Source organism: Paracholeplasma manati (genome assembly GCF_025742995.1).
GTDB classification, from domain to species: Bacteria; Bacillota_I; Bacilli_A; order Acholeplasmatales; family UBA5453; genus Paracholeplasma; species Paracholeplasma manati.
On the sequence record NZ_JAOVQM010000003.1, the window covers coordinates 168,008 to 192,065 of the forward strand.

Below are 24,058 nucleotides of genomic sequence, written 5' to 3' on the forward strand. Positions count from 1 at the left end.
GTTATTGCTCCTTTTGTTGGTAATTTTGTAAAATTGTTTGAATATATGGGGATGATTTTAGGGATTCAGTGACTTGATTCGAATTGTAATAAACCATGAATTCTTGGTAAGCTTCATCCAAAATACGACGATAAGCATTCCCTGATCCAGCAGAAGGCTGGTTAAGTATGGTGTCTAATCGTTTCGCACTAGCCAAGAACAATTGATCATACAATGAAGCATCTAAGTACAATTCAACTGAAGTTAGGACTTGCATGGCATGGGCTGGCGCTTGCCATTCACTCAATTGATTTAAATTGGCATGTGTATCGACCAAATGGGTATATAATCCACGAACACTTAGCTCGAATAACGTGTCTACTTGTTGTTTTAAATAGGCTTCATAAGCATCTATTTTGGATTCAAGCACCAATAATTTTTGATATTTCACGCTTGGCAACAATGGAATGGTCGCGTTTGGAAAGTATTCTGTTGAGAATGTTGCATAGGCTTGATTGAACTGTACAAGGTTTGAATCATACAATTCTTTTAAGTTATCAATGGCTGCTCTTAGGTTCTCTATATACGTATCCACTTCGAGTAACAAAGATGCTTTTTGATCATCGAGATTTCGTTTTAATGCTTCGAGTTGCGTTTTAAGTGCATCGATTTCTGTTGCCACAAAGCCGCGTCTGATTTCATTCAATCTTGGAATATCATAGGATAGAAGTGTATCTAAGCTATAGGATGGATCGATGGCGATGATGGCTTTAATCAAAGCGAGTTTTCGAGGTGTGATATTGAGCGATTTGGCTTCTGAAATCAAGGCTTCAGTCACTTGGATCATTTGAATTCTGGATTGAAAACGCGCTTGAATACGCTCATTTAATTTGTTTTCAATCGTTGATTTTTCATTATATGCGTTGACATTTACCACAGAAGCATCTGTGACATAACCCAACACAGTGGCTTGTGTAATGACTGCTTCAATGGCGTCATTCACGGATAAGCTGGTCAAAACCATGTTTTCAATGACCACTTCACCATCCAAATTGAGGGCACGATAGGACGTGACTTCATCTTTCTCATCCACGGTAAACTCGATAGATGGGTTGATGTCAACCGTCACAATCGATGGGGTCGTAGGGTTTTGTCTAAATAAGGTGATACCAACCAAAACCAATAATAGAAGTCCAACTGTCATGGCAAGTTTTGGATGCCAGTGGATAACGCTCGATTTATGCTTTTCTTGTCTAGGGATTTGGGATAAAATACGTGCTTTATCCAGTTCAATGGTCTTTCCTTCGGCTTTTAATTGTTCAATTAAAGATTTATTTGTCATGATTGGTACCTCCTTCCAGCTGGTGTTTCAATTTTTCAAGTGCCACATTGAGTTTAAATGTCACACCTGAGGTGGATAAATTCAGTGTTTTCGCAACTGTTTGTCTCGTTTTTCCTTCAACAACACAATGCATCACAATATAGAATTCATCTTCATCCAATACTTGGGCCGCTAAATCCATGAGCGGCGTTTCTGTGTCTTCTTGGGTGGGTTGATTGAGTGTTTCCACATCCACGAGTGTTTCTCTCGATTGTTTGTGGTAATGATTGATGGCTTCATTTTTAGCAATGCGCATGATCCATGATTTGGGTTGGTCATCCTGATAAGATGCACGGTTTTGATAGATTTTCATGTAGACGTCTTGCATGATTTCTTCAGCAACCGCTGTCCGTTTCACGATTTGGTAGATTTGATAGAACACCATACGGTTGGTTATATCATAAATCACATCCATCGCGTTACTCTGACCATTTTTTAACTGTTTCATGGCTTGTTTCAATTTAATTTGATCAAACATATGACCACTCCCAACATCCCTGACACCTATATAACAAATAACTTGTATGGTTTCGCCAGTAAAAAGTAAAAAATCTTTAATTCCATTATACGCCAACTGATGATAAGACTAAATTTGATTTGGACCATTCTACAAAAAAAATCCCATAATTATGGATACATCATCAAATAATGGGTTGTTTACTAGTCAAAATGACCAATTTAAGGTATGATATTTATAAAGCAATTTGGAGGTAATCACATGAAAAGAATCATTTTAGCTGGTGGCTGTTTTTGGGGCGTTCAAGCCTATTTTAGAGATGTCAAAGGGGTTAAACATACCGAAGTTGGATATGCCAATGGAAACAAAGAGAACCCAACCTACAAAGAAGTATGTAACGGGGTTGCGACACACGCCGAAGTAACATTGGTTGAATACGATGAAACCGTGGTTCAATTACCAACCCTATTGGAACACTTTTTTAGAATCATCAATCCTTATACCCTCAATCGTCAGGGACATGATGTTGGAGTTCAGTACCGCTCAGGGGTGTACTTTGAATCCGAAGAAGACGCTCAGGTTGCCCGTCAATTTATCGCTTCAAGACAAGCATTATCGGAACGCAAGTTTGCGGTTGTGGTTGAACCATTAAAAAACTATTATATCGCTGAAGAGTATCATCAAGATTATTTGATTAAGAATCCAAACGGGTATTGTCACGTGAATCTTGGTTTATTAAAAGAGGATGAGAAAAATGAAAAGAACTGATTACATTTCTTGGGATCAGTATTTCATGGGGGTTGCTTCTTTGTCAGCGCTTCGCTCAAAGGACCCAAGCACACAAGTTGGTGCATGCATCATCAATCCCGATAAACGCATCATCGGTATTGGCTATAATGGCTTACCACAGGTCTTATCGGACGATGAATTCCCTTGGACCAAAGAGGGCGACCTACAAGACACCAAATACCCGTATGTCGTTCATGCGGAAGCAAATGCCATTCTAAATGCCACACAATCCCTCAAAAATGGGGTTTGTTATGTCACTCTATTCCCCTGTCACGAATGTGCCAAACTGTTAATTCAAAGTGGAATTAAAGAATTGGTTTATCAAGAAAATAAATATGAAGATACACCATCGAATCGAGCATCGATGCGGATGTTTACAGCTGCAGGTGTTAAAATTCGACAATTTCATTTGGGTCATCTCGAGATTAAAAAATGAAATGGATGATTAAACACAAATGGATTAGCCTAGTCATATTGCTTGTCTATGCCAGCTTAGCCATTTTATTCACGTATCGAATGGATGATTATACCTTAACCCTCAAGGGTGACTTGACGCCAGTTAAAACCACATTGTTAGATTCGGAAGATGACCATTTCTATACCATTTACGTGGTCAGTATGGATCGTCCAACCTTATTTCAATATTGGATTGGCACACTCACCGATTCAATCGATGTTTCCAGGTTACCTGAAGCATATCGTGGTATGAGTGCGATGACACAATACAAAATGGGTCAAATCGCAGAAGAAATCAGCTACCAATACGCAACCATCCAGGCTTATACCAAAGCCAACTTGGTTGATCCGTCCATTCAAATCGAATATGATCTGCTTGGATACATGGTCAGTTATGTTGAATTGGAACAAACAGGCATCGAATTGGGGGATCTTTTGGTAGAAGTTGAAGGGCAAAATTATGCAAATTTACCTCAAAACGCCTTTTTTGGATACTTTTCGAATCAAAACACAGTCGAAGTGGTTGTCATTCGAGAAGGTAATCCGATTGAGCTCACATTAAATAAATTAACCTCTATTGACCGTTATGGGATTCGTTTAGAACCATATTATGATATCGAAACCACACCGAATCTCGAAACAACCTATGGCAATGATTTTATTGGTGGTCCATCGGGTGGTATGATACAAACCCTCGATATATATATGAAACTACTCAATATTGATTTGAAGGATTTGAAGATTGCCGGCACAGGTACCATTGAGATGGATGGTACCATCGGTGAAATTGGTGGCATTGAACAAAAAATATGGACAGCTAATGATCATGATATCGATATTTTCTTGTGTGCAGCGGCCAATTACGACGCAGCACTGGCCATTTATGAAACATTAGATCATCCTGGTTTTACACTGATCAAGGTAGGTGACATCGATGAAGCGATTCAAAGCATTATGGATAGACTATCTTGATGCCAGAAAGAACTATCGGAACATTAAAAAGCAATGGACATGGAAACAGTCACTAATTTACACCCTAAACACTGTAGGTATGGCCTTATGGATCATGATTATTCCAGCGCTTTTGGTCATCAATTTGTTGATGTTCGTGACTTACATGAAGGTTTGGATTGTCTATGGTGCACTCATAGGTTATGGGTTCATCCACCTTGTTTATTTATTTGAAACGAATGTAATAAAAGACTATTCAAATGACCTTGAATTTGTTAAAATAAGAAGGCTATTCAAACTGTATACTTTTTTATTGGGTACCTTATGGTTTGGATTGGTTTATACCTTATATATGATTTTTGGAGGTTATATCGTATGATTACAGGCATCATCATCATTGTCGCCATCATTATTTTAGACCAAATAACCAAATACCTGACGGTTACCCAAATTGGCGACCGTACAATCGTTATCATCGATGGGTTTTTCAACTTGATTGAAAGACACAATTATGGTGCTGGTTGGAGTATGTTTGAAGGCAACTGGCTATTTTTAGTAGCAGTAACCATCGTATCACTCGTCTTCTTTGGTTATTTGTTCAAATCGGTCAGTTTTAAAGAAAAATGGGTGTATAGCACAGCCATTTCACTCATGATTGGTGGTACGCTCGGTAACTTTATTGACCGCTTAAGACTGGGTTATGTAATTGATTTCTTGCAGTTTATTTTTGGTAGTTATGAATTTCCAACCTTTAATATCGCCGATTCAGCGCTAACGGTTGGTGTGATATTATTCGCAATCGATGTATTCTTTTTGGAGCAAAAACGATGAATAAATGGGTATTTAATGTAGAAGAATCACACGTCGGGTTACGTGCAGATGTGTTTGTCGCACAACTATTAACCGAAACCACGCGCAGTCAAATTAAAAAATTATTTGATGCGAAACAAGTCCATATCGAAGGCGAACCCATCAAGGCTAGTTACGCAGTTCGATTTGATGATGAACTGACAGTCTACTCAAACGATGAGGCAGTTAAGATTGATCCAGTCAACTTGAACTTAGAAATCGTCTATGAAGATGATGACGTCGCTGTTGTATACAAGCCACAAGGGATGGTTGTCCACCCGGCTGTGAGTTATAAAGAAGTTACTTTAGTTCATGGTTTAAAGTATCAAATCCAAACTTTATCAGACATCAACGGCACACTCAGACCCGGTATCGTTCACCGCATTGACAAAGATACTTCAGGCTTGTTGTTGGTTGCGAAAACCAATTTTGCGCATGAATCGTTGGTAACACAACTTCAAGATAAAACGGTTAGACGTGTTTATGAAGCCATTTGTTTGAATCCGATTGTTGAAGATTCAGGCACCATTTCCACTCCTGTGGGCAGGGATGAAATCAATCGCTTAAAAATGGCTGTAACCAATGATGGTAAATTAGCGGTAACCCATTTTAAGGTGCTCAAACGTTATAAAAAACACAATTATATTGAATGTGTCCTTGAAACGGGCAGAACCCATCAAATTCGTGTACATATGCAATACATTGGACACCCTGTATTAGGTGATCCGCTTTATGGTAATAAACCTGTATACGGCACGACTGGACAATTTTTGCATGCGAAAACATTGGGATTTATCCATCCAAGAACTGGAAAATACCTAGAATTCTCACATGAATCGCCTGAGATTTTTAGACAAACATTGGAAAAACTAGAAAACAACGAACTATAAAACAAAACCTCCACAAGTGTGGAGGTTAATTTATTTTGATGGGTCCTTCAATGTGATTCTTGGTTAAATTCTTAAAATTCAATTTGGTAATCGGTGGTAATGCTTGATAACCTCTGGATTTATAGATCTCAACCAGTTGCTTGTCCACCTCACTGCCTGCACCTTTGAGTAAATTGAGGCCGATGAATTTAGAAAATTGTTGCATTTTCGCGAGGAAAGCATAACGAGCGATGATGGAAGCAGCAGCAACACTAATATGCACGCTTTCTGCTTTTGTATAGAAATTGATATCGCGATAAATGAGTTTTTCGGTTTTAAGATAATTAAAGTATATCGGTGGTTCACAAAATTGATCCAAAATCACTGGCACTTTTTCCGTTAATTTTTCGGATGTCTTGATGATGGCGTGGTTGTGTAAATACGCTTTAATCTTGTTCATATTATAACCCTTACGTACCATTTCATTGTATTTTTCAGGGTTAAGAATCAAAATAGAGTGGATTAAACGGTTGGCTAAAATCGGTCCAATCTTGGAAATCATGGTATCTGTCATCGCTTTAGAATCTTTCACACCTAGCGATTCTAGGAACGCAATATCCGTTTTAGAGACATAGGCACTGCAGACAACGATGGGTCCAAATAAATCTCCAGTCCCCACTTCATCAGAACCAATTGCCGCGTAGGTTTCAATCCCTAAAATGCTTTTAATGTGGCTGAGTTCTTGTTCAAAATCGCCTTGTAGCACCACTTTACCGGTTTTATATGCGTGGATGGTTAGTCCATTTTTAACGGCCGAGAAAGCAACATACTGATTCGAGTGATCACGTTCGAACGATTTATATGCTTGAATCAGTATATTTAATTGTTCGGGTGAAATACTCAAACTGTAATTTGCCATATATTTTCTCCTAACTGTATATGATTATACCATAAAATTTGATAAAATGTAAGAGGTGATACTATGAGTTACGCTTTCAAAGCACTCGAGTTTGATGTCGTATTGACGCGCATTTCGAAATATGCCATGTGTCAAACGACGGTACAAAACATCATAAACTTGGTTCCATTGGATGACCTTGAAACTGTGAAGGTAGAGATTCAAAAGACCAAACAAACCTTAGACCTCATCGCTCGCATGGGTTCTTTTCCATTCATTGAAGATTACGATATCGATGATCTATTCAACGCCATTACCATTGGACAAACATTATCGATAAAGGACATTCTCTCCGTTCGTTTATTCATGGTGATGACACGTGACATTTTAAATCAGTTCAAAGAAATGACTCGAAATAAGATGAATTTTGATTCCATCAAATACATTCATGAGCGCTTGTTTCCAACCGATCATTTGATTTCATTGATTGATTCTAAAATTGACCCTGATGGGATTGTCCTAGATAGTGCCTCCGAGGCTTTGATGACAATCCGTAAACAGCAGAGAAGATTAGAACAACAACGTCGTGAAATTCTCAATAGCCTTTTACAAAAAAGAGCTTCACAACTCAATGAACAAATGATTGTGATGCGTAATAATCGCTATTGTTTACCAGTTAAAGCCGATTATAAGCACACCTTTAAAGGAATCATCCATGATGAATCCTCATCCGGGACCACTGCATTCATCGAACCGATTGAAACCATTGAAAAAACCGTTGAACTCGAACGATTGATGTTTGCTGAACAACAAGAAATCATCAAAATACTCGAAGAGATTTCTGGTGAACTTAAAATCGATGTTGATGCGCTCAAAGGCAATCTAGATGCCTTACTGGTGTTGGATTTACTCCAGAGTAAGGCCAAATACGCCCTTGAAATTGACGCCTATGCTGTCTCTATGAATGATCAAGGGTTGATTCGTTTAATCGATGCGAGACACCCATTAATTGACCCTAAAATGGTCGTACCTATTTCTTTGGAACTCAATGAAATTAAACGAACCATCCTCATATCTGGGCCGAATACTGGTGGTAAAACGGTGGCTTTAAAAACCACAGGCTTATTATCATTGATGGCCCAATCCGGCTTATTGGTACCGATGAAAAGCGAAGGCGAACTTTCGATTTTTAAAGGGGTATATGCCGACATTGGTGATGAACAATCCATTTTACAATCCTTATCCACATTCTCATCCCACATGAAGAAAATCAAACACATCGTCGATATCGCGAGTGATGATATTCTGGTATTGATGGATGAACTGGGCAGTGGGACAGACCCACAAGAAGGTAGCGCATTGGCGATGGGTATTTTGGACTATTTAGAACCATTTAATCTTAGGATGATTGTGACAACCCATTATTCTGAGTTGAAGGTCTACGCTTACACACACCCACACATTGCGAACGCTAGTGTCGCATTCGACATCGATACATTAAAGCCTTTATACCGTATCAATTATGGTATTAGTGGATCATCAAATGCCCTTTACATTGCGAAAAAACTCGGTTTGAGCGAACAGGTGATACGATTAGCTCAAGGGTATTCTAGTCTCAAAGAAAATGATTTAACCAAATCCATCAAAGCTTTTGAAGATGAATCATTGATTGTCAAACAAAAAGAGGCTGAGCTTTCGAAAGAACTCCTCCATATCGAAATGCTCCGCAAGGAATATGAACAAAAAATCGATACCTTAGAAGCCGAAAAAGATGCGATCATTGCTAAAACCAAAGCACAAGCCGATAAAAAGATGAAAGCTAACTTGGAAAAAGCACAAGAATTGATCGATATCTTATCCATGAAAGATTTGAAAGACCATGAAGTTGCTCAAATCAAATACGAGTTCAAACAGTTGGATTTTGATGATGTTCCGAAAGAAATAGCCCGTGACTTAAAGGTTGGTGACCATGTGTTCATCAAATCTTATGATCAAAATGGTGTCATCACACAAAAGATTAAAAATCAATTCAAAGTCAAATTTGGGATGTTTGAATTGTTATTTGATGCAAAAGACCTAAAACCAACAGACGAACCCATCATTAGACCCAGAACAGTCAAATCAAAACCGATTGAAACCAAGACAGTGGTTAGTGATGTGAAAATGGAACTGGATTTGAGGGGTTATCGTTTTGAAGATGTGAAAGAAGAACTTGAAAAATTCCTTGATACCGCTGTTTTAAATCATATGCGTTCCGTGCGAATTATTCATGGTTTCGGTACTGGAGCGGTTCGTAAAGCCGTTTATGATGTCATAAAATCCTCACCTTATGTTGGGTCATATCGCTACGGTGGTGAGGGTGAAGGTCTCAATGGTGTAACCATCATATCGTTAAAGTAGGTTGCTTTTGACTTGAATTAAACGGTTACATAATTTATAATAATCTTAAGTAATGATGAAATTGGAGGGTATTTTATGCTTATCACGTATGACGGTAGTGAATTCGAACAAGTCGTTGGCAGACAAGGTCTTGTTTTAGTCGATTTTTTTGCAACATGGTGTGGACCATGCAAGATGTTGATGCCTCAATTGGAAGCTTTATCTGAAGAACAACCACAAATTCCTTTTGTTAAAGTGGATATTGATCAATATAGACCTCTTGCGAAAGAAACTTACGGCATTACTTCGGTTCCAACATTAATCTTATTTAAAGATGGCGTTGAAGTATCTAGACAAAGCGGATTTGCACCAAAAGACGCTGTTTGGAAATGGATTCAAGCAAACAATAAATAAAAAAACACGACAATGTCGTGTTCAAAGGGGTATTCGTCAAGTTGACGAACCCTTTTTTCTTAGTTCCATCGCGTAATGGTCGATACCATCCACCAAATAAATGTCTGAAATCACTTCAAATCCGAAACTTTCATAAAATTTTCTAAGATAACTTTGTCCTTCAATTCGAATGATGGTTTCAGATTGAAATAAATGCGCTATAGCCGCTTTAATCAATGCTTTTGAATAACCTTTATTGCGGACATTTGGATAGGAAACCACTCGACCTAAAGAAGATGCGTCATCGAATTTAACCCCATAGGGCATGGTTCTCACATAAGAAACGATGGTGTCTTGTTCTTTGATGAAAAAATGGGTTGCTTGATAATCTAAATCATCTAAATCTTGATAAATAGCGGTTTGTTCAACCACAAAAACATCGCTTCTCAATTTGAGTAGTTGGTAGAGCTCAGTTGTGGTAAGTTTGGAAAACTTTTTTTGATGAATTTGCATAAAAACACCTCGTTTTTATTATACAGGAAAATGACTTTTTTGGGCATATTTTCGACCTTTTATTGTATAATGTAAGAAGGTGATAATATGGAAGGTATCTTCTTAATCGATAAACCTGCTGGAATGACTTCTTTTGATGTCATCCGCAAGTTAAGAAATCAACTCAATACAAAAGAAGTCGGCCATGCCGGCACTTTAGACCCTATGGCAACCGGATTATTGGTTGTCTTGGTCGGTAAAGCAACCAAACTATCCGATTTATTGCTTTCAGAAACCAAAACCTATCAAGGGACCATTACTTTTGGGTTTTCTACGGATTCTTATGATCGAACTGGAAAAGTGGTCGATACATTGGATACATTTGATTTAAATGAAACACAAATTGATGAAACCATCAAATCTTTTTTAAGTCGTGATTCACAGTTACCACCCATTTATTCAGCGATTAAAATACAAGGCAAAAAACTGTATGAATACGCTAGAAAAGAACAAGCCGTGGAAATTGATGAAAGACCTATGGTAATTCATGAGTTTGAACGAACTTCAGCCTATATGAATCAAAGTTTTAATTTTGAAATTAGAGTATCTAAAGGCACCTATATCCGTTCGATCGCCCATGATTTTGGTGTATCTCTGGCTATCCCAAGTCATTTAAGTGCTTTAAGACGCACCCATTCAGGCCGATATTCATTATCAACGGCTTATCGTTTGGGTGAGATTGATGAATATACCATGCCAAATTTTAGTGTTGAAGATTACGCAAAAACACTGGATAAACTCGTTGTGGATGACTATTTGATTCCACTCATCCGAAATGGTGTCAGACTCGATGAACGTCAAACGACCATGGATGGCCCATTCACGGCGTATTCGAAAGACAATAAGCCGATCGCTATCTTTAAAAAAGATGGGAAAAATTATAAACCACTGATTCAGTTAGGAGAATAGCCATGGATTTACAAATCAATGATTTCCATGCTTTTAAAAATGACCAACCATTAACACTGACCATCGGCAATTTCGATGGATTACACCTCGGTCATCAAGCATTGATCAAAAAAACTTTATACCCAGATACCGAAAGTGCTGTGATGACATTCTTTCCACACCCAATGAAAGTCTTAAGGGGAATGAAAGACCATGTGATTTTAATGAGCCAAGAGAAAAAAATCAAACTCATTGAATCGATGGGGGTTGATCACTTATTCATCGCTAATTTCGATATGCAAATGGCATCCACATCGAAAGAATCATTCATTGAACGGCTAAAATCCTTGAACGTTAAGCGATTGGTGCTTGGCATCGATTTTCGCTTTGGTTCACATGCTTCTGGTCATGTGGAAGACTTAAAGCAACATTTTGAAGTCATCATCGTTGAAAATGTGACACATCAAGATACCCGCATCTCAACCACATACATCAAAGATTTACTTTACTCTGGTGAATTGTCTAGGGCTGAACTCTTGCTTGGCCGTCCTTATAGCATCGAAGGTGTTGTCATTCATGGCGACAAAGTCGGTCGAACCCTGGGTATGCCTACCGCTAATCTAGACTTAGAAACCTATGTGTTGCCACCAAATGGGGTATACTATGTGGATGTACTTTATCAGGGACACATGTATCCAGGCGCACTTAATATTGGCTACAACCCAACCATCAATTACAGTGTTAAGAAAAGGGTAGAAGTTTACATATTGGATTTTAATGAAATGATTTATGGCAAAAAATTGGAGATTTTTTTCCGATTATATTTAAGACCTGAAAAGCAATTCAAGTCCAAAGAAGCCTTGATTGAACAACTCCAAAAAGATATCGAAGATGTCAAACGTCTTTCATCCAAATGATTGATAACTTTCTTCGCGTATGTTAAAATAGACATAAGGTGGTGTATATCATGAAACTCGTATTAGCGATTATCTCAAATGATGATTCAAATAAAGTTTCCAAAGGTTTAGTTAAAGAAAACTATTTTGTAACAAAACTCGCAACTACCGGTGGTTTCCTATTAACAGGAAATACAACCTTTTTGATTGGTACCAATGATGAAAAAGTACCAAGAATTCTAGAAATCATCGAAGAACACTCTAAAACACGTGCAAAACTCGTGCCAAATTCGATCATCAGTGAATTTGGTATGTTCTCTAGCCTACCAGTAGAAGTTAAGGTTGGCGGTGCGACAGTGTTCGTATTAAACGTTGAACAATTTATTAAGATTTAAGTCTTGCAATTTGTTCAATTTGTGTTAAAATGGTTATGGCGTAATCAAGGATTATGGGTGCCTCCTAATCTTTAGATTCACGAGAAAGGATATAAACATGGCAATTTCAAAAGAAAGAAAGCAAGCACTTATCAAAGAATTCCAAATCAATGATAAGGACACAGGATCTGCAGCTGTTCAAATCGCAGTCCTAACAGAAGAAATCAACCAATTGAACGCACACTTAGCTGTTCATACACACGATTTCCATTCTAAACGCGGCTTATTCCAAAAGATTGGCTTACGTAAGAGATTCTTAGCTTACCTAAAGAAGTCTAATTTGGAAGCTTACACTGCTTTGATTGAAAAACTCAATCTACGTGGCTAAAAGATTGCGAAAGCAATCTTTTTTTTACTAGTAAAAGGGCTTTATTTGGTGTATAATGATTAAGGCATACATATATAAAATAGAAGAAAATATAAAATGAAGGAGATTTTTATATTATGAGTGAAAAACGCATTTATGAAACGGTCATTGGCGGCCGTACGCTAAGAGTTGAAATCGGCGAATTAGCGAAACAAGCCAATGCAGCAGCCATGCTTTATTATGGAGATTCAGCCGTATTATCAGTTGCAGTCGCAAAAGACTCAGCATCCACCCAAGATTTCTTCCCGTTAACCGTATTGTACCAAGAAAAACTATACGCAGCAGGCAAAATTCCTGGCGGTTTCTTAAGACGTGAAGGTAGACCTTCCGAACATGAAACCTTAACCTCTCGTTTAATTGACAGACCAATCCGTCCATTATTCCCAGATGGTTACAGAAATGAAGTACAAATCATCAATACCGTCATGTCATCTGACCATGACGCAACCCCTGAAATGACCGCTTTAATCGGTTCATCTCTCACCTTGATGCTTTCAAACATTCCATTTAAAATGGGTGTCGCTGGTGTCATCGTTGGTAGAGTCAATGGTAAACTCATCATTAACCCTACCGTCGCTGAGATGGAACAAAGCGATATCGACTTAACCGTTGCTGGTACCAAAGAAGCCATCAACATGGTTGAAGCTGGTGCTAAACAAGTCACTGAAGAAGACATGTTAGCTGCTTTGATGTTCGGTCACGCAGAAATCAAGAAAATCGTCGAATTCCAAGAACAAATCCAAAAAGAATTGGGTCAAGAAAAAGCCGCTTTCGATATGTTCGTTGTGGATCAAGCAATTGAAAAAGCCGTTAAAGCATTCGCTGAAGAACGTTTAATTAAAGCCGTATCCGTCAAAGGAAAACACGAAAGACAACATGCCATTGACTTAATCGTGGAAGAAACCGTTGAGAAATTCGGACAAAAAGCATTCTTTAAAGAAGTTGAAGGCGTTAAAGTATTTGATGCTGAAGCGAAAGATACTTATATGAAATCCGTTAAAATGACGTTAGAAAACATCGAAATCGATGAAGTTAGACGTCTCATTACCGAAGATAAAGTCAGACCAGACGGCCGTAAGGTGAACGAAATTCGTCCATTATCCAGCCGTGTTGACTTATTGCCACGTGTTCACGGTTCTGCATTATTTACCCGTGGTCAAACACAAGCATTATCGATTACAACCTTAGGTTCCTTAGGCGAAAACCAAATCATTGATGGTCTTTCCCCCGAAGATTCCAAACGTTTTATGTTACATTATAACTTCCCACAATTCTCCGTAGGTGAAACTGGCCGTTATGGTTCTCCAGGTCGTCGTGAAATTGGTCACGGTGCATTGGGTGAAAGAGCCATTCTCCAAGTATTACCAAATGAAGAAGAATTCCCATATACCATTCGTGTGGTTTCAGAAATTCTTGAATCCAACGGTTCTACCTCACAAGCATCCATTTGTGCAGGTACCATGAGCTTAATGGCTGCAGGTGTGCCTCTAAAAGCCCCAGTTGCAGGGATTGCTATGGGCTTGATCAAAAAAGGTGACGCTTATACCATTTTATCCGATATTCAAGGGTTGGAAGACCATTTCGGCGATATGGACTTTAAAGTGGCTGGTACTAAAGACGGTATTACAGCACTTCAAATGGACATCAAGATTGATGGTTTAACCGAAGATATTTTAAGAGAAGCACTTGCTCAAGCAAAAGAAGGCCGCTTAGAAATCTTAAACCACATGTTATCGACCATTCCTGCGGTTAGAGAAGACTTATCTCCATACGCACCTAAAGTCGTTATGATGAAGATCAACCCTGATAAGATTCGTGATGTGATTGGTGCCGGTGGTAAGATCATCAGCCAAATCATTGAAGATTGCAACCAAGTGAAGATTGACATCGAACAAGATGGTCGCGTATTCTTGATGCATTCTGATATGGTATGGATTAAGAAAGCCAAAGCGATGATTGAAAACCTAACACGACAAGCTGAAATCGGCAAAGTGTATGAAGGTACAGTCGTCAGAATTGAAAAATTCGGTTGCTTCGTCGAATTATGGAAAGGTACTGAAGGTTTAGTCCACATCTCCAAATTGGCGAAAGAACGCGTAGAAAAAGTAGAATCCATTGTGTCTGTTGGTGATGTCATCCTCGTTAAATGCATCGGCATCGATGACAAAGGCCGTATTGACCTATCTAGAAAAGACGCTTTAGAACAATAATTTAAAGAAGATGCTTCGGCATCTTTTTTGTTAGGAGAACTTATGATCAAAGTCGATATTAAAACCAGTATGCCTACCGTTGAGGTTGCGAAAACATTATTACTGAATGGCATCAAAATGCATCGATCTGAAAAAGTGATTAAAATCATTCATGGGTACGGTTCATCTGGGGTTGGTGGTAAAATCAAACACATGGTCCATGAAGTATTAGAATCCTTAAAAGAGACCAATCAAATACGCGATTTTATCCCTGGTGAAGCCTTGGTTTCGTTCATGGGCTACGCCGATACCATTCAAAAATATAAACCTTTGATCATGAGTGATTCAGATTATCGAAGAGGCAATGATGGCATCACCTATGTATTTATAAAGCCTTGACATTTGATTGGATTTACTATAGAATATACCTCGTCAATTGAAGGTAATCGAGCCGATTCGTCGGTTAGGAAAGTCCATGCTAGCACAGTCTGAGATGATTGTAGTGATTGTGCCTAAGGAAACAATAACTTAGGATACACGCAAGTGTAATGGCGGTTAAATTTGCTAAAGGAAACCATGCAAATACTGTAATGTGCCACAGAAACGAGTCCATTGGAAACGATGGAATGAAACGCGGTAAACCCCACAAGCTAGTAACCCAAATTTTGGTAGGGGCACTCGAAGCGCATAAATGAATGTAGCTTTGGGCTTATCATAGAGATAAATGATTACACTCGAAAGAGAACAGAACATGGCTTATGCAAGTTGACAACAATAAAAAACAGCTCCTCGGCTGTTTTTTTTTTATTTTAAACGTAAAAAAAAGATGCAACCCATTGGGATTGCATCAATTTGTTTGTTGGATTATTTACCAGCGTATTCGAAAATATCGTCTAATAAGTGGAAGTAACCAGAAGTCTTGATGGTAACACCAGCAAGAGAGTCAACCATTGTACCATTGATAGCACCAGAACGATCAGCTAGAGGATCAACAGAACCATCCCAACCGTTTGCTGCAACATAGTCTAAGATTAATTGGATTTGTTCGTTCCATTCAAGTGTAGTCTTTTCAGTAGTAGAAGCTGTCCAAGCACCGTTAGCATAAGTATTCTTAGCACCAGTACCCTTCATGCCATAAGCTGCACCTAATTCTTGTTTAGTTTGATCTTTCCAAACGAATGTACCAGCAGTTGCATCTTTAGTAGCTTGTCTAACATCGATTAATAAGTTAGAAACTTTGCCTTTTGCGTCTACGTTCATGGTTGCGAAGTAGAAGTCAGTACCAGAGCAGTAAATAGAAGTGAATAAACCAGCTTTTGCATTTTCAACTGCAGCTTTTGCAACTTCAGTGTAAGCATTCTTGATGGTAACACCAGCCATACCGTCAACTGCGAAAGCTTCGCCGATTGGGGTAGAATCTAATGAATCAACACCATTTTCTAATAAGTATGCTTCGATTAAAGCAGCTTGTTCGTACCATTCTAATTGGCCTTCAACTTTAGCCATACCATAGTCATCACCAAGTTCTTTTTTAGTCTTAGCGTTCCATGCCCATGAATAAGCTTGTGTTTCTGTGTTTTGAGTTCTTGTACCTTGACGAACATCAATGTTGTAACCTACGATTTTACCTTTTTCAACGGTAACAGTTACGAATGTTACTTGTGGTTTGTTGGAGCTAACTTCTAGGCTGTAAGCTAAGAATTCGCCGTCAACTTTGAATTCTTTTTCTTGGCAAGCAGACAAGCCAAAAGCGGCTACTACGACAAGTAGTAATACCAAAATCTTTTTCATTATTAAATTCCTCCTATGAATTGATTTATTACGATATCATTATATCTTGTTGTCAACTAAAATGCAATCCCAAATAAAGATGACTTCTTTGAAAACGTTTTATTTCTATTTAAGCATGGCTAGATTGAAATATCTTGCTTATAAAGCGGTAAAATGATAAAATTTTAACGTTAGAAAGTGATGTGCAACCTTTGAATAAACATGATATATTAGAAAGACAAAAACGAATCCGAAATTTTTCGATTATCGCGCATATTGACCATGGTAAATCGACCTTAGCCGATAGAATATTGGAACAAACACAAACGTTGACTCAACGTGAAATGAAAGAACAAATTCTAGATGGTATGGATCTTGAAAGAGAACGTGGCATTACCATCAAATTAACTGCCGTAGAAATCAAATACCGCGCTTTGGATGGTGAACTATACACGTTCCATTTAATCGATACCCCGGGGCATGTCGACTTTACGTATGAAGTCTCCCGCTCACTCGCCGCCTGTGAAGGCGCGATTTTAGTCGTGGATGCAGCTCAAGGCATCCAGGCACAAACCTTAGCCAATGTGCATTTGGCCTTACAAAACAACCTTGAAATTTTACCTGTCATCAATAAGATTGACTTACCAAGTGCTGACCCTGAAAAAGTCAGAAATGAAATTGAGGATGTCATCGGTATTCCCGCTGATCATGCTGTACTTGCATCTGCAAAATCTGGTATTGGTATCCGCGACATCATGGAACAAGTGGTCGCGCATGTTCCAGCCCCACAAGGATCCATCGATGAACCACTTCAAGCATTGATATTTGACTCCATCTTTGATGCGTATCGTGGTGTCATTCCATATATTCGTATTAAAAATGGTATCGTCAAAAAGGGCGATATCATCGAAATGATGAGTAATGGTGCTACCTATGAAGTCATCGAAGTCGGTGTACACGCCCCAAGGGAAGAAAAACGTGATTTCCTCGCGGCAGGTGACGTTGGTTACTTAACTGCAGCCATCAAAACCATCTCACACGTACGCGTGGGTGACACGATTACATTAAAGAACAACCGTGCTAAACAGGCACTTCCAGGGTACCGTAAACTCAACCCTGTGGTATTCTGCGGATTGTATCCGATTGATTCATCAAAATTCAATGAATTGAAAGACGCTTTAGATAAATTAGCGCTTAATGACGCATCTTTGGCTTTTGAACCTGAAACGTCACAAGCTTTAGGCTTTGGTTTTAGAACTGGTTTCTTAGGTTTACTTCATATGGAAGTTGTTCAAGAACGTTTAGACCGTGAATTTGGGATTGAATTGATCGCTACAGCACCTTCGGTTATATATCATGTCAACTTAACCAATGGTGACCAATTAGTCATTGATAACCCTTCTAAATTACCTACCCCACAAGAAATTGAATCGATTGAAGAACCTTACGTTACTGCAACCATCATGTGCCCTTCGGATTATGTCGGTGCAGTCATGGACTTAGCACAACGAAAACGTGGTTTATTCGTCGATATGAATTATTTGGACAAAACACGTGTTGTCATCCATTACGAACTGCCATTATCCGAAATTGTGTATGATTTCTTTGATAAACTCAAATCTTCAACCAGAGGCTATGCTTCATTTGATTATGAAATTGGTGAATACAAAGAATCCAGACTTCAAAAGATGGATATTCTATTAAATGGTGAAATCGTCGATGCTTTATCCTTAATTGTTCATCGTGATTTTGCATATCAACGCGGAAAAGTAATCACGGAAAAACTTAAAGAACTCATCCCACGACAAATGTTTGAAATTCCAGTTCAAGCAGCTGTTGGTAATAAAATCATTGCTAGAGAAACCATCAAAGCCATGCGTAAAGACGTATTAGCTAAATGTTATGGTGGCGACATCTCACGTAAACGTAAATTATTAGAGAAACAAAAAGAAGGTAAGAAGAAGATGAAAGCGGTCGGTTCGGTAGACGTCCCCCAAGAAGCTTTCCTCGCCATCTTATCGAACTCAGAAGAATAACATCCTTAAATGGATGTTTTTTTTATTTTATGTCATTTCTTAATTATAGATATATACGTAAATCTACGTATCTATTTTGGAATGAACACAGATATTTTAACTTTAAAAGATATTAAAAAATCATTTTTTCATGTGGCTACATCTATTTCAAATACCTTTATAATATCTAAATTACGCGATAAATAGCCTAATAATAGATTTTTCAATATATACAAATTTCTACGCAATGTAAAAAACTATTAATAGACAATTTTAATCTATATATAAGAATTTAAGATTCATGTTATAATCATTCCAGATGAAAGCGTTTTTCTATTATAATGAAAGTGAAGGTGGCTTTATGAACTCGATGGACAGCCTACTCGTGGCTAATTTTACTGAATTGTCTTTATTTGAATGTGGCAGGGAAAAATGTCAACCCGATAAACGCATTTTGATGGATATCAAACCATATCATATTTTTCATTATGTCCTTTATGGATCAGGTGTATTTATCTTAAATGCCAAAAAGTATTTTTTAAAAAAGGGCGATTTGTTTTATGTTCCACCTGGTTGTACTGCACAATATTACCCTGATCCGAACGACCCTTGGATCTATGTTTGGATCGGTTTTAATGGATCAAGATCGGATGATTATCTCAACCGCATCGGTTTATCCATTGACCAACCGATTTACCATGATAGTAAATCGCTCGAATTAAAGGCACTATTCAATGATTTAGCAGATAAATACAACCATTCAAAGTATTTAACCATTGAATCCTTGTCTGTATTCATCAGCATTTTATATCGTATGCTCATCAGTAATCGTAAAAAAGATATCTTACTGAGTTCAAAAGAAACACATATCCGTATGGCAAAACAATTTATGGAGAACAATTTTCAGTTTAAAATTAAAATCACCGATATCGCCAGTGCATTATCGTTGAGTCCAAATTATCTAGCCAATATTTTCAAAGAACAACTGGGGATTACTCCAAAAGAATATTTAACCAATCATCGGATGCAAAAAGCAAGTCAGTATTTAATCAACTCACAAATGTCGGTTAAAGAAATCGCATCCAAGGTCGGTTATGATAACGCATTACACTTTTCTGCAGAATTTAAAAGAATTAAAAAGGTTTCACCAACCTTATATCAAAAGAATAATCAATTATCGGAGGAATCATGAAAAAACAGTTATTATTAATTCTATCGTTGGGATTTGTCATCCTAGCGACTGCATGTCAATCCAAAGTGTATGTGGATTATATCGATAAACCCATCAGTTTCACCCCAACCATCGGCGATAAACGAAACAATGAATCCATCGCAGACTTAAAAGTGATTTACAACGATGAGACTGCCGATCAAATCCAGGTGCTACCCGTCGAATTATCGGATGATTTTATCATTGGTGTTGACATGTCATCCATCATCGATGTTTTGGATAAAGGCGGTGTATTCTACAACGCCAATGGTGAAGAACAAGATGTGTTTGAAATCTTAAAATCTTACGGTGTGAATTATGTACGTATCCGTTTATGGCATAACCCTACCAATTCAAATGGTTTAGGTTTCGGTGGTGGCAATAATACCACTGAAGTTGGTATTGAGATTGCGAAAAAGGCTGCACGCGTTGGTATGAGAATTGCGCTAGACTTTCACTACAGTGATTTCTGGGCAGATCCATCGAAACAAAGCATGCCAAGAGCTTGGACAGGTTATACCGATGAACAAGTGGTTGATGCGATATATGAGTATACAAAATCAACTTTGAAATCCTTTGAAAAAGCGGGTGTTAGACCCCATATGGTACAAATCGGTAATGAAATCAATAACGGGATGGTGTATCCAAATGGAAACATCGCGACCCGTGGTTACCGTCGATTGGCGATGTTCTTAAATGCGGGTATCAAAGCGGTTAAGGAAATTAGTCCATCCATCCAAACAGTCATTCACTTGGCAGAGGGGGCTTCGGAGCAACGATTGACCTACTTTTTCGATAAAATGATTGAAAATAACGTCGAGTTTGACATCATAGGCTTATCCTACTATTCCTTTTGGCATGGTACTTTAGCGCAATTCCAACAAACTTTAGAAGCGCTTGATGCGCGCTATACTCAAAAAATCGCTGTCATGGAATATTCTTATGGCTATACCGATTATAGCAATGAATTTTCAGCCAATATTTATTCCTCTGAAATGGAATCTGAAGGTGGCTACAAAACCTCTATGCAAGGTCAAGCGAGCTACATTCGCGACGTTAACGCTGCGATTGCTTCGATAGAATCTGGTATCGGTTCATTTTACTGGGAACCTGCTTGGTTAGCAGTGGCTGGTGCAGGCTGGGCTAGTAGTGGTGCCATTGAATATCTGAATGCACAAGGCGATGATGTCTCATCGATTGGCAAAGCTTCTTGGGCAAATCAAGCCTTATTCAGTTTTTCCGGTAAAGTATTACCTAGTTTAAATGTGTTCAATCTCATGAAAACATCGACATTTAACGATGAACGCATTGAAACACTTGAAACAGAGTTATCGGTAGTCATCAATATTCGTGCCAATGAAACACTACCATCACATACCCTCGCTTATACCTCATTAGATAGACGAACCTTGGTTCCAATCACATGGAATAGAGCAGAACTAGATGCCATTCAAGGTGCAGGAAATTATACCGTTCACGGCACAGTGACCCAAGGCAACCAAATCCTACAAGTCGTATGTACAGTCGAAGCTTATGAAAATTACTTGGTTAATGGCAGTTTCGAAGAAGGTGGAAAAGTCACGGCTGACGTCAAAGATTTTTCCTTAGTCAATGGTTGGCAAGTCACACAAAATATCAATGGTGCTGTAAAAATCGAAAGTAAAAATCCACGTACATCCGATAACAATGGACACAACAACTTAAATATCTGGGCCTCTGCCGCTTATGACTTCACAGTTTATCAAACTGTTACATTGTCACCAGGTACTTATATATTGGTCGTTTATGGCAGAAGTGCGATGAACGGAGAAGTCAATACACCGAGTGTATCGCTTTATGTTGGTAATGGTTCAACTATACTGTTCGAACAGTCCTTTGTTTATGGTGGTTCTTGGAGTGAATGGCAAAAAAATGAATTAACCTTTACAATCACCGAATCAATCACCGTTCAAATCGGTCTAAAAGGCACTGGCGCAGCCACTGCATGGGCACATTTCGATGATTTCGCCCTCAAATCAATGTAGGTGTTTAAATGAGAACAATCATCCCCATCAATGATGGGTGGCGTTTCGGTCATAAAACCGATGAAATAATCAAAATGAATATCGATGATAGCCATTTATCCTTAGTAGATATTCCCCATTCTAACGCCACTTTAGGTTATAACAATTATACTGAATCGGTTTATCAGTTTGAAAGTGTATATCGTAAAAAAGTTTTGATCGAGCATGCCATATCCAAAAAACATTTCATCCGATTTGAAGGTGTTTTACATCGAGCAGATGTCTATTTGAATGATCATTTTGTTGGTAGACATGATGGCGGCTATACCGCGTTTGAATTTGAAGTAACCCCTTATGTTCAATCGGGTGAAAATACCCTCGTGGTCGTTGTAGATTCTAGAGAAACTTTGAATATCCCACCCTTTGGTAAAACGATTGATTATTTAACTTATGGTGGTATTTATAGAGAAGTTTATTGGGTTGAAACCCCAATAAATCACATCAAACATGTCCATATTGCATTACAAAAAGATACCATTAAACCCACACTGCACTTTCAAATTCAAACCGAAGGTGGCACACGGGTTCGAATCCAACTGGCTGAACATGGTAACGTCGTATATGAAGGTGTATACAACCTAAAAGACGATATTGTCATCACACCAAATATTACCTTGTGGGATATCGATCATCCCGTTTTATACGATATCAAGGTTGTGCTAGATGACGCGGATTGTTATGTCTTTAAAACCGGATTCAAGCACAGTGAATTTAGAACAGACGGTTTTTATTTGAATGGAAAGAAAATTAAAATTGTCGGATTAAATCGACATCAAATATACCCTTATGTCGGCTATGCGATGCCGCGAAATGGACAAATCGAAGATGCGAGATTGTTGAAATCTTTAGGTAACGCAGTTCGAACATCGCATTACCCTCAAAGCAAGCATTTTCTTGATGCCTGTGACGCTTTAGGTTTATTGGTCTTTACAGAAGCCCCAGGTTGGCAGTATGTTGGTGATGCTTCATGGCAACAGTCATACATCACACAGGTCAAAGAAATGATTTTAGAACAACAACATCACCCATCGATCATTCTTTGGGGGGTTAGAGTTAATGAATCTGGTGACTTTGATAATTTATATGCGTCTACGAATGCTTTAGCCAAATCACTAGATGGTAGACAAACTGGTGGTGTACGCTGTTTCAGCTTTTCCAATCCACTAGAGGATGTTTACACCTATAATGATTTCTTTCACAATGGCACCAATGATTACATGAAGGCTATTAAAGATGTGACGATTGATCAAAAACCCTATCTGATCACAGAATTCAATGGTCACATGTTTCCAACCAAAACCTTTGATACCCCAACTCGAAAAGTCGAACATGCGTTACGGTATGCACACATATTGGATGCGCACATGGGGAACCCACGTGTGACGGGGGGATTTGGCTGGCAGTTCATCGATTATAACACCCATGAACAGTTCGGTAGCGGTGATCACATCTGTTATCATGGGGTTTATGACGCGTTTAGATTGCCAAAACCAGCCGCACATATTTATCTATCTCAACAAGAAAAACCACACTTAGCTGTTCTAAATAGTACCGATATTGGCGACTATGACGCCGGATACATCGATCATTTAGTTGTAGCAACCAATGCGAGCTACATCGAAGTGTACCAAAACAATCGTTTATTAGGTTCATTTTATCCAGACACCAAGCATTATCCACATTTAAAGCATCCACCCATCATCATCGATGATTTTTATGGAGATGCCTATGCATCTTTAGGACTAACTGAAGATAAAATTAAAACTTTGAAAGCCATTGGGGCTGATATTGCAAAAAGGGGTGGTTTGGACAAGCTGACTTCTTTAGACACATATGACGCCAGCGATATCCAATTGGCTTGGCAGATGTATGGAAAGTATGTGGCTAACTGGGGTTCAGAATCATTCACTTACACCATCATCGGACATTATGAAGGTCAAACCATCCAAAAGGTCCTAGGTCCTTATCGCAACTATCAACTACAAATTCATGTTCATGAACCAGTGATTGAAGTTTTCGATACTTATGATGTTTGTAAGATTGATATAGAAGCGGTAGATGATCGAGGTAATTTAAAGGCTTACGCTTTTGATGTGATATCGATCACAACCAATGACGTTATCGAAGTCATCGGTGAATCCAATGTCGCATTGATTGGTGGACAACGTGCTGTTTGGATTAGAAGCAAAGCCATTGGTGTTGGCAATCTGATGATTCAACATCGCAATCGTCAAATACCCTTAGAAATCATTGTAAAAAAAGGCTCAAACTAA

General features: G+C 38.4%; 23 protein-coding genes and 1 other RNA gene. 19 read left to right on the forward strand and 5 right to left on the reverse strand.

Translation table 11 applies throughout. The features are described 5' to 3' along the window. Window position 1 precedes the first annotated feature (1 nt). Window positions 2–1,321: an anti-sigma-I factor RsgI family protein gene (locus N7548_RS05045; RefSeq protein ID WP_263608374.1), complete on the reverse strand. Its 1,320-nt coding sequence runs from the start codon at window positions 1,319–1,321 to the stop codon at window positions 2–4. Continuing rightward, the gene (locus tag N7548_RS05050; RefSeq protein WP_263608375.1) at window positions 1,311–1,838 is read right to left on the reverse strand and encodes an RNA polymerase sigma factor; all 528 of its coding nucleotides are present in this window, start codon (window positions 1,836–1,838) and stop codon (window positions 1,311–1,313) included. Before N7548_RS05050 ends, N7548_RS05045 begins: the two co-directional genes overlap by 11 nt. A gap of 240 nt (window positions 1,839–2,078) precedes the next feature. On the opposite strand from N7548_RS05050, the gene msrA reads away from it, so the two are divergent. Genes msrA through N7548_RS05080 form a run of 6 tightly spaced genes read left to right on the forward strand, consistent with a single transcriptional unit; the run spans window position 2,079 to window position 5,752 of the window. Beyond that, window positions 2,079–2,585 carry a peptide-methionine (S)-S-oxide reductase MsrA gene (gene msrA, locus N7548_RS05055; RefSeq protein ID WP_263608376.1) on the forward strand — a complete coding sequence of 169 codons (507 nt, stop codon included), beginning with the start codon at window positions 2,079–2,081 and terminating at the stop codon, window positions 2,583–2,585. Further along, complete coding sequence (locus N7548_RS05060; protein ID WP_263608377.1) at window positions 2,572–3,042, forward strand: deoxycytidylate deaminase; 471 nt, start codon at window positions 2,572–2,574, stop codon at window positions 3,040–3,042. The genes msrA and N7548_RS05060 overlap by 14 nt, the downstream gene beginning before the upstream one ends. Next, complete coding sequence (locus tag N7548_RS05065) at window positions 3,039–4,034, forward strand: S16 family serine protease (protein ID WP_263608378.1); 996 nt, start codon at window positions 3,039–3,041, stop codon at window positions 4,032–4,034. The genes N7548_RS05060 and N7548_RS05065 overlap by 4 nt, the downstream gene beginning before the upstream one ends. After that, window positions 3,997–4,392, forward strand: coding sequence for a hypothetical protein (locus tag N7548_RS05070; protein ID WP_263608379.1), 396 nt, complete (start codon window positions 3,997–3,999; stop codon window positions 4,390–4,392). The genes N7548_RS05065 and N7548_RS05070 overlap by 38 nt, the downstream gene beginning before the upstream one ends. After that, the gene (lspA, locus tag N7548_RS05075) at window positions 4,389–4,844 is read left to right on the forward strand and encodes a signal peptidase II (protein WP_263608380.1); all 456 of its coding nucleotides are present in this window, start codon (window positions 4,389–4,391) and stop codon (window positions 4,842–4,844) included. Before N7548_RS05070 ends, lspA begins: the two co-directional genes overlap by 4 nt. Beyond that, window positions 4,841–5,752: an RluA family pseudouridine synthase gene (locus N7548_RS05080; RefSeq protein WP_263608381.1), complete on the forward strand. Its 912-nt coding sequence runs from the start codon at window positions 4,841–4,843 to the stop codon at window positions 5,750–5,752. The genes lspA and N7548_RS05080 overlap by 4 nt, the downstream gene beginning before the upstream one ends. A 25-nt stretch (window positions 5,753–5,777) precedes the next feature. On the opposite strand, the gene rnhC is transcribed toward N7548_RS05080, so the two are convergent. Further along, window positions 5,778–6,650 (reverse strand): ribonuclease HIII, encoded by an 873-nt coding sequence (rnhC, locus tag N7548_RS05085; RefSeq protein ID WP_263608382.1) that lies wholly within the window; start codon window positions 6,648–6,650, stop codon window positions 5,778–5,780. 63 nt (window positions 6,651–6,713) lie between these two features. On the opposite strand from rnhC, the gene N7548_RS05090 reads away from it, so the two are divergent. Both N7548_RS05090 and trxA read left to right on the forward strand, forming a co-directional pair. Beyond that, window positions 6,714–9,029 (forward strand): endonuclease MutS2, encoded by a 2,316-nt coding sequence (locus N7548_RS05090; RefSeq protein ID WP_263608383.1) that lies wholly within the window; start codon window positions 6,714–6,716, stop codon window positions 9,027–9,029. Window positions 9,030–9,104: 75 nt separating this feature from the next. Next, complete coding sequence (trxA, locus tag N7548_RS05095; RefSeq protein WP_263608384.1) at window positions 9,105–9,422, forward strand: thioredoxin; 318 nt, start codon at window positions 9,105–9,107, stop codon at window positions 9,420–9,422. Between the two features lie 36 nt (window positions 9,423–9,458). Here trxA and N7548_RS05100 read toward each other — a convergent pair whose 3' ends face one another. Then, window positions 9,459–9,914 (reverse strand): GNAT family N-acetyltransferase, encoded by a 456-nt coding sequence (locus N7548_RS05100; RefSeq protein ID WP_263608385.1) that lies wholly within the window; start codon window positions 9,912–9,914, stop codon window positions 9,459–9,461. A gap of 87 nt (window positions 9,915–10,001) precedes the next feature. Here N7548_RS05100 and truB point away from each other — a divergent pair, with 87 nt between their 5' ends. The 7 genes from truB to rnpB all read left to right on the forward strand — a co-directional run bounded on the left by truB (window position 10,002) and on the right by rnpB (window position 15,491). Next, the gene (truB, locus tag N7548_RS05105; protein ID WP_263608386.1) at window positions 10,002–10,862 is read left to right on the forward strand and encodes a tRNA pseudouridine(55) synthase TruB; all 861 of its coding nucleotides are present in this window, start codon (window positions 10,002–10,004) and stop codon (window positions 10,860–10,862) included. A gap of 2 nt (window positions 10,863–10,864) precedes the next feature. After that, a complete protein-coding gene (locus N7548_RS05110; RefSeq protein ID WP_263608387.1) occupies window positions 10,865–11,758 on the forward strand; it encodes a bifunctional riboflavin kinase/FAD synthetase in 894 nt (297 codons plus the stop codon). Between the two features lie 50 nt (window positions 11,759–11,808). Continuing rightward, window positions 11,809–12,132 carry a cyclic-di-AMP receptor gene (locus N7548_RS05115; RefSeq protein WP_263608389.1) on the forward strand — a complete coding sequence of 108 codons (324 nt, stop codon included), beginning with the start codon at window positions 11,809–11,811 and terminating at the stop codon, window positions 12,130–12,132. 97 nt (window positions 12,133–12,229) lie between these two features. Then, window positions 12,230–12,499, forward strand: a complete 270-nt coding sequence (gene rpsO / locus N7548_RS05120) for a 30S ribosomal protein S15 (RefSeq protein ID WP_263608390.1) — start codon at window positions 12,230–12,232, stop codon at window positions 12,497–12,499. Window positions 12,500–12,615: 116 nt separating this feature from the next. Continuing rightward, the gene (locus tag N7548_RS05125; RefSeq protein WP_263608391.1) at window positions 12,616–14,748 is read left to right on the forward strand and encodes a polyribonucleotide nucleotidyltransferase; all 2,133 of its coding nucleotides are present in this window, start codon (window positions 12,616–12,618) and stop codon (window positions 14,746–14,748) included. A gap of 42 nt (window positions 14,749–14,790) precedes the next feature. Further along, window positions 14,791–15,126, forward strand: a complete 336-nt coding sequence (locus N7548_RS05130; RefSeq protein ID WP_263608392.1) for a Smr/MutS family protein — start codon at window positions 14,791–14,793, stop codon at window positions 15,124–15,126. Window positions 15,127–15,160: 34 nt separating this feature from the next. Beyond that, window positions 15,161–15,491: RNase P RNA component class B (gene rnpB, locus N7548_RS05135), an RNA gene on the forward strand. Window positions 15,492–15,591: 100 nt separating this feature from the next. On the opposite strand, the gene N7548_RS05140 is transcribed toward rnpB, so the two are convergent. Then, window positions 15,592–16,518: a hypothetical protein gene (locus N7548_RS05140; RefSeq protein WP_263608393.1), complete on the reverse strand. Its 927-nt coding sequence runs from the start codon at window positions 16,516–16,518 to the stop codon at window positions 15,592–15,594. Window positions 16,519–16,709: 191 nt separating this feature from the next. On the opposite strand from N7548_RS05140, the gene lepA reads away from it, so the two are divergent. The 4 genes from lepA (at window position 16,710) to N7548_RS05160 (ending at window position 24,058) form a co-directional block, all read left to right on the forward strand. Next, entirely contained in the window at window positions 16,710–18,533 is a 1,824-nt protein-coding gene (lepA, locus tag N7548_RS05145; protein ID WP_263608394.1) for a translation elongation factor 4, read from the forward strand. Window positions 18,534–18,882: 349 nt separating this feature from the next. After that, window positions 18,883–19,704, forward strand: a complete 822-nt coding sequence (locus N7548_RS05150) for a helix-turn-helix domain-containing protein (protein WP_263608395.1) — start codon at window positions 18,883–18,885, stop codon at window positions 19,702–19,704. Beyond that, window positions 19,701–21,746 (forward strand): glycosyl hydrolase 53 family protein, encoded by a 2,046-nt coding sequence (locus N7548_RS05155; protein WP_263608396.1) that lies wholly within the window; start codon window positions 19,701–19,703, stop codon window positions 21,744–21,746. The genes N7548_RS05150 and N7548_RS05155 overlap by 4 nt, the downstream gene beginning before the upstream one ends. Window positions 21,747–21,754: 8 nt before the next feature. After that, window positions 21,755–24,058: a glycoside hydrolase family 2 protein gene (locus tag N7548_RS05160; RefSeq protein ID WP_263608397.1), complete on the forward strand. Its 2,304-nt coding sequence runs from the start codon at window positions 21,755–21,757 to the stop codon at window positions 24,056–24,058.